Annotated in this window: 9 protein-coding genes and 5 pseudogenes; 11 read left to right on the forward strand and 3 right to left on the reverse strand. The window is 70.1% G+C overall.

All coding sequences use genetic code 11. The annotated features are described in order from the left end of the window. Positions 1–98 precede the first annotated feature (98 nt). Positions 99–188: pseudogene (locus ACZ5SK_RS43440) on the forward strand (IS5 family transposase); the annotation flags it as partial. 1,035 nt (positions 189–1,223) lie between these two features. Here the strand turns inward: ACZ5SK_RS43440 and ACZ5SK_RS43445 are convergent. Further along, positions 1,224–1,559 (reverse strand): hypothetical protein, encoded by a 336-nt coding sequence (locus ACZ5SK_RS43445; RefSeq protein WP_334581650.1) that lies wholly within the window; start codon positions 1,557–1,559, stop codon positions 1,224–1,226. Between the two features lie 555 nt (positions 1,560–2,114). Here ACZ5SK_RS43445 and ACZ5SK_RS43450 point away from each other — a divergent pair. From ACZ5SK_RS43450 to ACZ5SK_RS43475, 6 genes and pseudogenes are all read left to right on the forward strand, one after another. Then, entirely contained in the window at positions 2,115–2,348 is a 234-nt protein-coding gene (locus ACZ5SK_RS43450; protein WP_334581648.1) for a hypothetical protein, read from the forward strand. Then, the gene (locus ACZ5SK_RS43455; RefSeq protein ID WP_334581647.1) at positions 2,348–2,620 is read left to right on the forward strand and encodes a hypothetical protein; all 273 of its coding nucleotides are present in this window, start codon (positions 2,348–2,350) and stop codon (positions 2,618–2,620) included. Before ACZ5SK_RS43450 ends, ACZ5SK_RS43455 begins: the two co-directional genes overlap by 1 nt. Positions 2,621–4,030: 1,410 nt before the next feature. After that, positions 4,031–4,225: an Imm21 family immunity protein gene (locus ACZ5SK_RS43460; RefSeq protein ID WP_334581645.1), complete on the forward strand. Its 195-nt coding sequence runs from the start codon at positions 4,031–4,033 to the stop codon at positions 4,223–4,225. After that, positions 4,204–4,434, forward strand: a pseudogene (locus ACZ5SK_RS43465) (hypothetical protein); the annotation flags it as partial. The gene ACZ5SK_RS43460 and the pseudogene ACZ5SK_RS43465, both read left to right, overlap by 22 nt. Positions 4,435–4,796: 362 nt before the next feature. Next, positions 4,797–7,403 carry a WD40 repeat domain-containing protein gene (locus ACZ5SK_RS43470; protein ID WP_334581643.1) on the forward strand — a complete coding sequence of 869 codons (2,607 nt, stop codon included), beginning with the start codon at positions 4,797–4,799 and terminating at the stop codon, positions 7,401–7,403. A 24-nt stretch (positions 7,404–7,427) separates the two neighbouring features. Continuing rightward, positions 7,428–8,321, forward strand: a complete 894-nt coding sequence (locus tag ACZ5SK_RS43475) for an alpha/beta fold hydrolase (RefSeq protein ID WP_334581642.1) — start codon at positions 7,428–7,430, stop codon at positions 8,319–8,321. Positions 8,322–10,030: 1,709 nt separating this feature from the next. Here the strand turns inward: ACZ5SK_RS43475 and ACZ5SK_RS43480 are convergent. Then, on the reverse strand, positions 10,031–10,750 hold the full coding sequence (locus ACZ5SK_RS43480) for an alpha/beta hydrolase (RefSeq protein WP_468577731.1): 720 nt from the start codon (positions 10,748–10,750) through the stop codon (positions 10,031–10,033). On the opposite strand from ACZ5SK_RS43480, the gene ACZ5SK_RS43485 reads away from it, so the two are divergent. Then, positions 10,683–10,973: a hypothetical protein gene (locus ACZ5SK_RS43485; protein ID WP_457495744.1), complete on the forward strand. Its 291-nt coding sequence runs from the start codon at positions 10,683–10,685 to the stop codon at positions 10,971–10,973. The genes ACZ5SK_RS43480 and ACZ5SK_RS43485 overlap by 68 nt on opposite strands. A gap of 8 nt (positions 10,974–10,981) precedes the next feature. Here ACZ5SK_RS43485 and ACZ5SK_RS43490 read toward each other — a convergent pair. Further along, positions 10,982–11,779, reverse strand: a pseudogene (locus ACZ5SK_RS43490) (ISL3 family transposase); the annotation flags it as partial. A 138-nt stretch (positions 11,780–11,917) separates the two neighbouring features. On the opposite strand from ACZ5SK_RS43490, the pseudogene ACZ5SK_RS43495 reads away from it, so the two are divergent. From ACZ5SK_RS43495 to ACZ5SK_RS43505, 3 genes and pseudogenes are all read left to right on the forward strand, one after another. Further along, a pseudogene (locus tag ACZ5SK_RS43495) lies at positions 11,918–12,010 on the forward strand (hypothetical protein); the annotation flags it as partial. 139 nt (positions 12,011–12,149) lie between these two features. Then, complete coding sequence (locus ACZ5SK_RS43500; RefSeq protein ID WP_334581638.1) at positions 12,150–12,554, forward strand: IS3 family transposase; 405 nt, start codon at positions 12,150–12,152, stop codon at positions 12,552–12,554. Further along, positions 12,551–12,640 (forward strand): annotated as a pseudogene (locus tag ACZ5SK_RS43505) (hypothetical protein); the annotation flags it as partial. The gene ACZ5SK_RS43500 and the pseudogene ACZ5SK_RS43505, both read left to right, overlap by 4 nt. Between the last annotated feature and the right edge of the window lie 38 nt (positions 12,641–12,678).

The raw sequence follows: 12,678 nt of genomic DNA on the forward strand, positions 1-12,678 counted from the left end.
CGGCGTCACGCGACGGCCCACCTCGAACGGCCCGAGGACATTACGGGCGAACTGCCGAGCAAGTCAGCCACCGAACCCCGCTGACGAATCGAGGTTAACTGCGGAAACGCGGCATCAGAGCAGTCATTCCGGAGAAGAAGGATCAGACCGCCAACCGGAAGAAGAAGGGCTCCACGGGCGGTCGGCCCGACGCTGGAGCAGACCGAGCCCCGCGACGGGGACGAAGCCGTACGCGACGAACTCACCCGCCGTGCGGGCGGGTACGTCCAGGCCGACGTCGACGCCTGGCTCGCCCACGCCGTCGCCGCGCACCTCGGGCACTACCGCGACCCGGCAGCACGCGAGGCCGCCGCCGGCCTTCTCGCCCCGCCGGTCCTCGCGCACGCCGCGCTGCTCGCCGAACTCGCCCGCCTTGTCCCCGGCGTCGACGTCTGGGAGACAGACCTGTGAGGGACCTGGGGGACAGGGGCCGGAAATACCCCGGAACACCTGCGATGTCTGGGAGGTGGGGTGGCCGTTTCCCCAGGCAGACGCGTTCCTGGGAGGTGACCTGTGAGCCTGTGAGGGACCCGGAGGAACAGACGCGCCCGTGATCACCGAGGGTGACTGTCACGCTGTCACGGTCACCGGTGTCACGCACCCCGATCCGGTTGTCACGTTGAGGTGTCACGCTGGCGATTCGGCCCGGAATCACGGGCCCTACCCCCGGATTCGGGCCACCTTGCCGATCAGCGTGACAGCACTCTCAGAGCGACTACGGTCCGTATCGGATCCGGTCCCTCGCCCGCCTGGACAGTCCGGCCTATCTGTGTCATCGCCCCCCTGCTTTCCCAGGTGGACACACTCACTGTGTCACCGTTCAGCTGATCTGTGTCATCGTGCAGCGGGCCGGCACCGGACCCAGCTGTCCCGTCTCTAGGGATCTGGTCCCCGTCTCAGGTGATCTGGTTCGGGCTAGCGTCGACTGCCGCGCGATAGTCTGAGAACGCGGTCGGCCCCGCCGCGAAGCTGAGAGCCCGTATTAACACGTAGGCGAGTAGACAGGGCGGTTTCCATCGGACGGACTCCTGGAAGGAGTCCGTCCGATGCTGAAGTATCCGCCGAACCGTTTGCCGCTATCGGTGCCGAAGAAGTTACTTCGAACTGCGTAGAGCTGGCATCGTTGCGCCGGATGCCGTGCGTTGGGGGCGGACTTGTCCTCGTAGCCGACGCGAAGCCCCCGGTCAGACGACGCCGAAGCCCTCGCATTCATCGAACACAGTCAGAGTGACGGCAACATTGACGGGAGTGTCCGTGTTGTCAACGTGCACTACGTACTCGATGCCCGTGGCCTCGCTCGGTCCGCCGTGCGGGACGATGTTGGAGACCCACACGATGGGGCCATGGACCTGCAGCCGGAGATTGAGGTCCGGACCGAAGGAGCCCGGACCCCCCGGAAAGATCGCCGCGGTGGCCAACACGGCGTGACCGTTGGAGATGTCGAATCCGTTGATGTTGAAGTTCTTGGCTTGAGCGCCAGGCGACTGATTCGGATGGAACACCCGAAAACTGCGTGCCATGATCCCCTGCTTCTTGTGCCTCGGTTGGAGCTGATAGGGCGGCTTCTACGTCGCCCGATCAGAATTGTTGCCTATGTGTGCCAATTTGATGCGGTACGGCACGATTGCATCCGAATCATGCAGATATGCCCGAGGTGGCCTTGACGCGCCCGGCTGAGTCTTCGCCTCAGTGATCAGGGCTGGGGGAGCTCCGACGACGCTGCCGAGTTTCGCGACACATCGCCACCTTCCTCGCATCTTGTCTTCGAAGGGAATCCGGACCAGGACCGGATCAGCTGAGACACCATCCGACATTCACCTGCCCGGGACCACATCACCTGAGATCCCCAGCATCTCCACGTCTCATCTGAACTGGTCGTCGCAGGTCAGGACCCCGACTCGGAGTCAGATCATTTAAGACGGGACACCAGCAGCGCCCCCGGGACCGGGGTCTCTGGGTCCTGGCTCCTGGATCCCGGCACCCTCGTTCGAGCCGGTTCGTCCGGAGTGGTCCCCAGGGCCCGGGGCGGCCGATACCGTTGGAGCAGACGCCAGTTCTGCCCTCTGGAGCCCTCGATGAGTGAACAGCCGGCCACCGCCGACCACGCCCGGCAGCAGCTGGAGCCCGCGGCCGCCGACGCGGTGCGCGCGTACGCGGCCCAGACCCGCGAGAAGGCCGACCAGTTCGCCGCCGTCCTCGAGGACATCGCGGCCAACGGTCTGCCCGCGGTGGAGGACTGCACGCCGTGGGAGGAACTGCGCGAGGCCCACCTCGCCCGGCTCGCAGCCCAGCGCGCGGCCGTCGCCTGATGCCCCCGCAGCACGGCCCGCGCCGCGCACGGATCGCCTTCTCCGACTCCGCCGCCAAGCAACTGGAGAACGTCACCAGCGAAGCGGAGGTCCACGCCCTGGACCGCGCCCTGGTCGTCGTCTCCGTCGACCCCGACATCGGTGAGCCGATCCCCGGCGACGCCTCCGGCCCCCAGCTGCGCCAGTACCTCGACGAAGTCGAGTCCGTCCGGGTCCTGTACTTCGTCACCGCGCTGCGCACCGTGGTGGTCGTCGCGTACATCGAAGTCTGAGCAGCGAAGGAGCCGCAGTGCCGTCCATCGTCCAGGAGCTCTCCGGTCACCGCGATCTCGGCGGGCTGCGCACGGTGGTGGAGTGTCCCTTCAAGGCCACCGTGCTCCGCGAAGGCCCGGCGCAGGACACCGGGCCGGGTGCAGCCTGGCTCGCGTACCTGTGCCCCGTGCACGTCGTGGACCTGGACGGGTGGCCCGGCGTCGCGGACCACGCCGACAACGGCACGATGCCGTGCGGCGTCTCGCAGTACGCGAGGGATGTTGTCGCCACCCCGAGGTCGATGTTCTGCAGCGGGCTGTCCTCGCCGGCTGCCGAGGCCTCTTCGACCCGGGCGACCGCCGTCGTGCCGCAGGCGCATGGCGAGCCCTTGCACCCCCCTGAGAGCAGAGCTCGCAGAACGGGGCTCGAACATCTGCCCTCACCTGTGACGACAGGTCGCCAGTGTTCGGCGCACATGATCCCGCCCCGTACGGCCGTCTGCGGCGTTCTGAGGCACTCCGGGCCCCCGAGTGGCTTCGTAACTGACGTGCGACACCGTTTATCACCGAATCAGGGCAGCACTTGGTGATCACAGGGCCGGAAAATGTCGATGAGAACTGACCCCGGTCAGGTGCTCACGTCCTTGGTGTCGTCATGGTGGCTGGCATCGGAGGGTTTCAAGGATCAGCGAAGTAGGCTCCTGCCTATGGGTGCGTTCTTACCGTTCCTGATCTTGGTTGCGATCCTCGCAGTGGTCCTGGGCTTCTTTGCATGGCTGGCATCACGTATTCGTCGCCGGGGCCTCGCGGGCGGGGCCATGAGTGCAGTCTTGGCCTCGTATGAGGAGGCGTTCCGTATCACGGCTCACGAATCTCACGTTGAGATCCGAGCTCAAGCGGAGCGCAGGGCGCCGATCCTGTCGCCTGACGATCACTGGGGGCGATGCCCCGGAGAAGCCGGTCCTGCGGGAGCAGAGGATCGCCGGCCGCTTCGGCCGCGTTCTCGCCGGTCACGACGGGGCCCTGGCCGCTGGGTCGATCGGCTGAGGCGCGGTCGTTGACCAGTGGACACAGTGTTGGTGGTTGCGGGAGTAGCGGTTGCTCTGGGCGTCGCGGTGTTCCTGGCGGATCGTGTTCTGCTGGCGATGGAGGCACGGGGCTGGATCTACTGGCGCAAGACCAAGGGCCTGTCGTCCATCGGTGTCGACCTCATCCAGGAGGGTGACCCCAGAGTCCCACCACAAGAGCCCACGTGGTGTCAAAACTCGGTTCTGGCACAGATCTTGGGGAGCGATCGCGGAGAGTGACGGCAGTGTGCGCTTGCAAGCGATAGTCACGCACCCTGGGCCCGTCACCGCGGGCCACAGGCGTCCTGTCCGACCCAGCGCGCACGCTGTCGCCCCGGAACTGCGATCTGGAGGTGGAGGCGGCATGTCGTTGACGTGGCTGGAGACGGAGGGCGGCCCGTTCATCGTGGTTCCACGCTCCGCGCTGGCGCACTGGTCGGGAACGGAGGGCGACTACGACCGGGCCTGCGAGGTAATGGATCTCGTTGGAGTCCTTGCACTGCCCGACGGAGCCGAGGCCCTCGTCCCCGGGGACGAGCCTCGATCCTGCGCGAGCTGAGCGAGGACACCGACCCGCCCGGCGGGCTCATGGCGTCCCTCGCGCAGCTGGTCACCGTCGCCGCACGGCGGGCTGAGCAGATCGAGCTCGACCGCGACGGCGACGCCTCGTGTCCGCTGCACGAGGCTGCCGAACTGATCACCGACAACGCCGGGATGCGCCTGCTCTGGGCAGCCAACTCCCTTCACCCCCAAGGAGATACCGCATGACCGGTCTGACGCGGCAGTACCCACACCTCGGCCGCACCGCGGATTCGCCAGCTCGACCGTCGTTGTCCCGCCTAGCCGCCTTCAACACCCCGGCAACCCCAACCACCCTGCCTGGGCGTCGCTCTGCCCGCTCACAGCGATCTGGAAGGACTTCCTCGTGCTCATCCCCCCGTCCACGCCGCCGCATCGGCCAACCCTGTCTGCAGCGTCCCGGCCCTCGTTACCACGGCGTCCCGCCCAACTGCCACCTTCCTGGCAGGTGATGCCGCGTCCCCTGCACATCCGGATTGGCCTCCCGCCGGGCAGCGCGCTGTGCTATCACCGTGTAGTCCAGGGAAACGGTTGTGAGCAACGGGGGCCGGATGCCCGGAGAGGCAGGCGACGCGAGCGCCGTCGAACGCGTGCCCCCGCGCGACCCGGCCACGGTCGCCGAGGAGTGTCGCCAGGTCGAGGCCCGCATCGCCGCCGAGCTGCAGCGCTTCACCCGCCCCCGCCGTGCCGCAGACACCGTGCTGCCGCCGCCCCCGTACGTACGGAGACACGCGGTCGAGCACGCGGCGGCCGGACGGACGCTCGACGAGTCGCTACTCTCCGACGGGTTCCTGCCCTTCGTCGATGCCGAACGGCTGCGCGCCCTGTCCCTCGACGGCGGCGGTGGCATGGACGGACCCGCGGACCACGCCGCGCTGATGCGGGTGTGGCGGAAGGTGGCGCATCGGTGGAGCTGGGAGTCTCCGGAGGCGAACGCCAACGCCCTCGCCTTCTGGGCCTCTTGCGCGGGGCTGAGCCCGCGGGTGCCGGCCGAAGAGCTGTTCTGGACCCCGCATTGGGCGGACTGGCATCTCGGCGACAGCGAGATCGTCATCCGCCTGCGCGCGCCGGTGGTCGACGTGGCGGCAGCCGTGCTGCCCGACGGCAGGGCTGTCGGACTCGTCGCGACCAGCGTGCTTTCCAGGACCGTACAGGCGTGGGACCTCTCCACTGGCGCCCGCCTCGGCGAGCCCCTCACCCTGCCCAACTCGCGGGCGGTGGCCACCGCCGTACTGGCCGACGGCCGGGTGGTCGCCGTCACCGGCGGCCTCGATGGGACCGTGCACGTATCGGACCTGACCACCGGGGAGTGCGTGGGCACGCCGCTCACCGGCCATACCGGCGCGGTGCTCGCGTTGGCGACGGCGGTGCTGCCGGACGGCCGGGTGGTCGCAGTGAGCGGCAGTGCGGACGGCACCGCCCGGGTGTGGCACCTGGAGGCCGGCACGTCGGTCGGCGGTCCCCTCGCCGGGCACGCGTATGACGTGACGGCGGTGGCGACGGCGGTGCTGCCCGACGGCCGGGTGGTCGCCGTCACCGGCAGCCAGGACACCACGGCCCGGGTCTGGGACCTCTCCGCCGGCACCCCTGTCGGAGAGCCCTTCACAGGCCACACCAACTGGCTGTCCGCGGCGGCGACGGCGGTGCTGCCGGACGGCCGGGTGGTCGCCGTCACGGGCGACTGGGACGACATGGCACACGTGTGGGACCTCAGCACCGGGGAGGCCGTGCTCCCGGCCCGTACCCACGTGACCGACCGGATCGCCGCGCTGGCCACGATGGTCCTGCCGGACGGCCGGGTGGCCGCGGTCACCTGCGGGTGGAGCGTGCAGGCCCGCGCCTGGGACCTAGCCACCGGCGAAGCGATCTGCGGCCCCCTCACCGGCCACACCGACCGGGTGGTCGCGGCGACGACCGTTCCTCTACCCGACGGCCGCCCGCTGTTGGTCACCGGCAGCCACGACGGGACTGTACGCACCTGGGACCTTTCCGCTCCGCAGTCGGAAGCCGCACCGTCCGGCAGGGTGGTGGGGCCAAAGACCGCGCTGGCGACGGCCGTGCTCCCAGATGGCCGGGGCGTGGCCGTCACCGCGGGCTGGGACGATCGAGTGCGGGTGTGGCACCTCGCGGACGGCGGGCTGCTGGACGAGACCCGCATCGAGGCCGTCTGGTCCGTTACGTCCGTGACGGGGCGGCCCTGCTTCGCCTCCGGCCGCTGGGGTGGGACGAAGCGCTGGTGGGACCTGGTCAGCGGTTACCCGATGGGCGCCGACGACCCGGAGCACCCGAGATCGCGATCGCTGCACGAGCCCCCGAAGATCGCGGCGGCGACGGCGGTGCTGCCGGACGGCCGGGTGGTCGCCGTCCTCATCGGCTGGGACGACATGGTCCACGTTTGGGACCTCGCCGCCGGCACCCACCTCAACGAACCCCTCGCCGGCCACATCGACACGCCGCTCGCGGTGGCGACGGCGGAGCTGCCCGACGGCCGGGTCCTCGCCGTCACCGGCGGCACGGACCGTACGGCCCGGGTCTGGGACCTGATGGCCGGGGCGCCCGTTGGCGAACCCTTCACCGGCCATGCCGGGGACGTCACCGCAGTGGCGACGGCGGTGCTCGGGGACGGCCGGGCGGTGGCCGTGACCGGCGGCCGCGACTACAAGGCGCACGTGTGGGACCTCCTCACCGGGACGCCCGTGGGCGGACCCCTCACCGGCCACACCGCGGAAATCACCGCGCTGGCGACCGCGGTGCTCTCGGATGGCCGGGCGGTAGCGGTCACGGGCAGTGCTGATCGCACGGTGCGGGTCTGGGACCTCGTCACCGGAGCCCCCGTGGGCGAACCCCTCGACCGCCATCTGGGAGGCATCACCAGCCTGGCGATCACCGAAGTGCCCGACGGCCGGGTCCTCGCCGTCACCGGCAGCCGGGACATCAGCGCACGGGTATGGGACCTCGCCACCGGCGCCCCAGTCGGACCGCTCCTGCGGTTGCCGGCCGTCCCCACGGGCGTCCGCGCCGGGGTGGTGGGCGGCCGGCTCGTGATCGTCCTCGCGGGGGACGGACTCGCAGTGGTGTCGCTCTCGTTGCCTGATCCGGAGCCCCGGCCGTCGCAGCAGCCGCAGCCGCCGTCGCTGACGGCTGGTGGAGACACATGACATGACCGATTCGGAGGTGGTGCGGTGACCGCGATCGTAGGGATCCACGGCATCGGCAAGCAGCAGTCCGGACGTCATCAGATGGCGCCCTCCTGGAGGGCCGCCCTGCGCGACGGCCTGGAACGGGCGAGCGGCTCCGCCATGCCCGAACCTCCCCTGGACCTGGCCTTCTACGGCCACCTCTTCTCGCCGGCCGCGAGCACGTCGGCCGGGCCCCGGCCGGGTCCCGGCCGGAAGGGGCCGGGGCGCGCCGAGCCCGGGGAACTCTTCGCGGGGCTCGACGGGGAAGAGCTCGAAGACCTCCTGCAAGCGGCCGGTGAGGCCGTCACCCCGGAGGAGGTCGAAGCCGCGGCCGCGTCCCCCGCGAAGGCGTACACCCGGGTGCCAATACCGCTCCAGGCCGTACTGAGGGCTATGGACCGGAAGTTCGGCCCCTCGGCCGGAGTTCTCTACCTCGGCGCGCTGCGCGAAGTGCGGCAGTACCTCAAGGACGCGGAGCTCAAGGAGTGCATCGACGCCGCGGTGCGGGCCGGTGTGAGCCCGGCTTGTCGGGTGCTGATCGGCCACTCGCTAGGCTCCGTCATCGCGTTCGAGTACGTCCGGCAGAACCCTGGTCACCGTTTGGAGCGCCTAATCACACTGGGCTCCCCTCTGAGCCTGCGCATGGTGAGCAGACTGCTGCCCAACCCGCACTACGGCCGCGTACGTGGCCTGCCGGTAACCCTTGGCTCCTGGGTCAACATCCGCGATGCCCGGGATCCCGTGACCTGCGGCGGAGCCCTGCGGCGCTGGTGGCCCGGAGTGGACGACCGGCCGCCGGTCGACAACCGGGGCGACGCGCACGCCGTGGAACGCTACCTCGGAAAGCGGGAGACGGGCTCAGCCGTCCTGGAGGTCATGCCCGGCCTGGCACCGTGACGGGTGAACCGGCCGAAGCAGCGCCCCCGTTCACCGGTCCGACGGATGATCCCGACGGACACATCTTGCGTAGGCACTTCGTGGCGGTGGCCACCTCCACCTACGACGACCCGCTGTGGGAGCCGCTCGGCGTCGACGGGGAGGTCCGCGCCATGGCCGACTGGCTGTGCGCGGACGGCCTCGGTACCCGCAGGTTCACACACGCCCACCCCCATCTCGCGTACGACCCCACCGAGGACGACATCCGCAAGGCGCTGCGCAACCCCCCTCACTCCGAGCGCTGGAGCGCGGGGGACGCCGCCGTTGTGTTCGTCACCGGGCACGGGACCACCGGCGACGGCAGCCACTGGACGGCGCTCAAAGCCACCGAGAGCAACCGCCTCCAGGCCACCGCCCTGCGCACCGCCGACCTGGTGGGATGGCTCTCCGAGACCGACGTCCAGCACCTCTTCCTCGTCCTGGACCTGTGCTACGCGGGCCACACCATCGCCGAGACCGCGGTCTTCGCCCGGGAGATCCCCGGCACCTGGCTGGTACTGCCGAGCGCGACGAAGAACCAGGAGGCCGTGACCGGCGCACTCACCACGGCGATCGCCGAGTTCCTTGCCGAATTGGCCTCCCCCGTCGGGCAGAAGTACGGCCTGGACCAGCACCTCGACGTCACCGTGTTCCTCGACGCGGTGGAACGCCGCCTGGGACCGGGTCAGCGCCTCATACCGCTCCCCGGGAGCCAACGTTCGGGACCGCACCCGTGTCTGCCCAACCCACACTACCGGGAGGCGAGTTCCGTACCCCTGGAGCCTGCGCGCGGCGATCTCGCGATATCCCGGCAGGACTTGGAGACGCACTGGGAGCCTCGCTCCCGGGGGGTCACCGAAGCCGCCTCCCCGGGCTGGCTGTTCAGGGGCCGTGAGCGGATTATGCGGGGGCTCGTTGACGCCACGGAAGCGGAGCCCGGCGCTGTACTGGTGACGGGCTCCGCAGGGAGCGGGAAGTCCGCCGTCCTGGCCCGGCTGGTGACCTTGAGCGACCCGGTATTCCTCGACCGATACCGGGCGGAGGCCGCCGCGGTACCTCCCGGACTGGCGCCTAGGCCGCGCGCGGTTGACGTCGCGGTCCTCGCCACCGGAAAGATCGGCCAGGAGGTGATAGCCCAGATCTTCCGGGCCCTCGACGTGCCGGGCCCCGGCGGGCTCGGTCACGGCCACGGCTCGCCCGGTTCGGTGCAGGACCTCGACGGGTGGATGTCCGCGTGGCAGTGCTGGCTAGAGCGGCGGGAGCGGCCCGTCACCATCGTGGTGGACGCCCTGGACGAGGCAAGCGATCCGGACGGCCTGCTGGCCGGAGTTCTGGCCCGGTTGGACCCTGGCGCCCCGACCCACCGCAAGGTGCGCCTGTTCGTCGGTGTCCGCTCCCCGGGCGGGCCCGACGGCACCGCTCCAAGTCCGGTTGGCGGAGGCGGCGGACCGCCCCTCGCCGACCGTGCCGAGCGGCTGCTGAGCGCCTGTCGGATCCGTGTGGACGAACAGCCCTGGTGGGACCCGCAGGACATGGTCGACTACGCTACGGAGATCCTGCTGCACGAGGGGGACTCCCCCTATCGCGACCACGCCAGGGGTCTGGCCGCCGAAGTGGCCTCCGTCCTGGCGGCGCAGGCGGGCACCTCGTTCCTCGTGGCACGGATCGCGGGCACCTCCCTCGCGCGCCGGTCAGACGTGGTGGACCCGGACGATCCACGGTGGCGGGCCGCGATCGGAGAAGGCGTCCTCGGCGTGTTCCGACATGACCTGCACCGCACGCTCCCCGACGGCGAGGACCGGGTCCGGGCGGTGCACCTGCTGCGTGCCGTGGCCTTCGCGTACGGGCGCGGACTGCCGTGGCCCCAGATCTGGCCGGCCGTCGCCAACGCTGTCGCCGACGAACCGGGAACGGTCGAGACCCCGCCGCGCACCTACGGGGACAGCGACATCGCCTGGCTCCTCGGCTCCCGCCTGGGCGCCTACCTGGTGACCGACCGCGAGGACGAGGTCACCGTGTACCGCCTCTTCCACGACGCCCTGCGTACCATCCTGCGCAAGCGGTGGCGCGAACTCCTTGAACCCGCTTGACGGAGGAGGTGGGGCGGAGGGCGGGCTGCGGCCCGGCGGGCGCGCGGACGGGGCCACGGTGCTCGGTCGTGGCCCCGCCGGTGGTGCCGCCCTGAGGCTACTCAGGGGAGCATGAGGATCCCGTCGCGGTCTCGTCCACCTCGACGTACGAGGCGGGCCCGATATCCGCATTGAGGCGGCCGACCGCCTCCAGGGAGCCTCGTCCGCGTAGATGGCGCCCCGCGCGGGCAGCGCCAGGGTGGCGAGGTAGTCCGTGACCAGGGCGCTGACACACGCGCTGCCGTTGTACACGGTGTGCCCCTCACCTGCGAAGGTCAGCAGCCGCCCGTCGTCGAGCGTCCCGGCGAGCGCCGCCGCTACCCGAGGTCACAAGGTCTCGACGCCGGACGACTTGGCGGAGACCCTCTCGGAGCTGGAGCCCACCACCGGCCGCTCGTCGCAGGACGAGCAGAACCCGCTCGACTGCACCACGATCACGGCCGTCCCGCATGCCGGATCGGGTCTGTCAAACGAGCGGCCCTGTCTCACATTCGGTGGTGACTGAGCGTGCTGCTATCCGAGGAGGATGCGGTGCCGAAGCAGGGTGAAGCCTGCTCGTCCGTGCATCTGGCGTGCGATCCGTTTGGTCTTGGTGTTGACGCCCTCGGTGGGGCCGTTGCTGTTCGGAAGCGTGAGCCCGGCGATCACTGCGTCGATGTCCCGGTCGAGGCCCCGGGTGAAGGCATGTAGATGGGGCAGGTCGGCTGCTCGGACTTGGGCTATCCAAGCACGTGAGCGCGTCGGCGTTGTCGGTGTACGGCGTAGGGAGCGGGGCGAAGTTTCTGATACGGGTCGCGTGTTGGGCTGTCTCGGGGCAAGCGGCGGTGAACTTGGCGAGGAGCTCGTGTTGCTCAGCCTTGAGGTTGTCGGGCCGGGTCAGCCGCATCCGGGCGAGCCTGCGCGGGGAGATATGGCTTCGGTCGGCGTCCGCGCGCCCCTGGTTGATGGACTTGGTAAGGAGGTTCAGGCAGCCCGTGAAGCCGAGGGCTTTGATCTCCTCGAAGACGTGCTTGACGGGGACGGCGGGGTCCTCGGCTCGGCGTTTACGCAGGTGTTCGCGGTAGGGGTCGACGAGGCTGGCGCGGTACTCGGGAACGCGGAGCATGCGCTCGGGCCGATCGGCTCGCGCGTAGCGTTTGACGGTATTCAGAGCCAGCTGCAGACGGCGGGCGCACTCGAGCAAGCCGACGCCCTGGTCGAGCAGGCCGTGGACCTGGTGCCAGCGTTCCAGGCTGGTCTGGGCGCCGGCCCGGCGTAGAGGGGTGCATCCAGCACGGTGGCCCAGCAGGCGCTGTGGGCCTTGACCTCTGAGCTTCCCCCGAGATGCGGAGGATGGTGACAGAGGGTCAGATGGTTCTCATGAGAGGAACATCGACCATGGCTGCCCCCAGGAAGCACTCGTTGGAACTGCGTGAGCGTGCGGTGCGGATGTAGCGGACCTCCGACCCGAAGCCGCAGATCAAGAAGCTGGCTGTTGACCTTGGCGTGCATTCCGAGGCCCTGCGCGGCTGGATCCGGCAGGCCGAGGCGGATGCAGGCGAGCGCGACGACCGGCTCACCCGGACGAGCGGGCCGAGCTGGTGGCCCTGCGCAAGGAGAACGCCCAGCTCAAGCGGGCCAACGACGTGCGGCGGACGGCCTCGGCCGTTTTCGCGGCCCAGCTCGACCCGACCCGGCCCAGGTGACGGCCCTCCTCGATGAGCATCCTCGCCTGGGAGCAGAGCCCGTCCTGCGGGAACTGCACATCGCCTCCTCCATGTACTACCGGTGGCGCCGCGCCGAACAGGAGCCGTGCGAACGGGTGCGCCGTGACGCCGAACTCACCGAGCAGATCAAGGAGATCCACGCCGACTCCGGCGGCGTCTACGGCTCACCGCGCGTCCACGCCGTCCTCAAACGCGAGGGCGTCCACGTCGGGCGTAAACGCGTCGAACGCCTGATGCGCGAGGCCGACATCGCGGGCATCAGCCCACGCCGGGGCGGCTTCACGCGCCGCGACCCAAGGCCGCCCTGGCCCCGGACCTGGTCGAGCGCGACTTCACCGCGAAGGCCCCGAACCGGCTGTGGGTCACCGACCTCACGATGATCTCGACCGGCGAGGGGCCCCTGTGGCTCTCCGCGATCCGCGACGCGTTCTCCCGCCGGGTGGTCGCGTGGGAGACCTCCGCCCACGCGGACGCCGACCTGGTGCTGACCACGCTGGAGTACGC

This window comes from Streptomyces sp. NPDC031474 (genome assembly GCF_055581185.1).

Coding starts and splice junctions, on each gene's coding strand:
- ACZ5SK_RS43445 (WP_334581650.1), bottom strand. CDS start 1,559: ATGGCACGCAGTTTTCGGGTGTTCCATCCGAATCAGTCGCCTGGCGCT.
- ACZ5SK_RS43450 (WP_334581648.1), top strand. CDS start 2,115: ATGAGTGAACAGCCGGCCACCGCCGACCACGCCCGGCAGCAGCTGGAG.
- ACZ5SK_RS43455 (WP_334581647.1), top strand. CDS start 2,348: ATGCCCCCGCAGCACGGCCCGCGCCGCGCACGGATCGCCTTCTCCGAC.
- ACZ5SK_RS43460 (WP_334581645.1), top strand. CDS start 4,031: ATGTCGTTGACGTGGCTGGAGACGGAGGGCGGCCCGTTCATCGTGGTT.
- ACZ5SK_RS43470 (WP_334581643.1), top strand. CDS start 4,797: ATGCCCGGAGAGGCAGGCGACGCGAGCGCCGTCGAACGCGTGCCCCCG.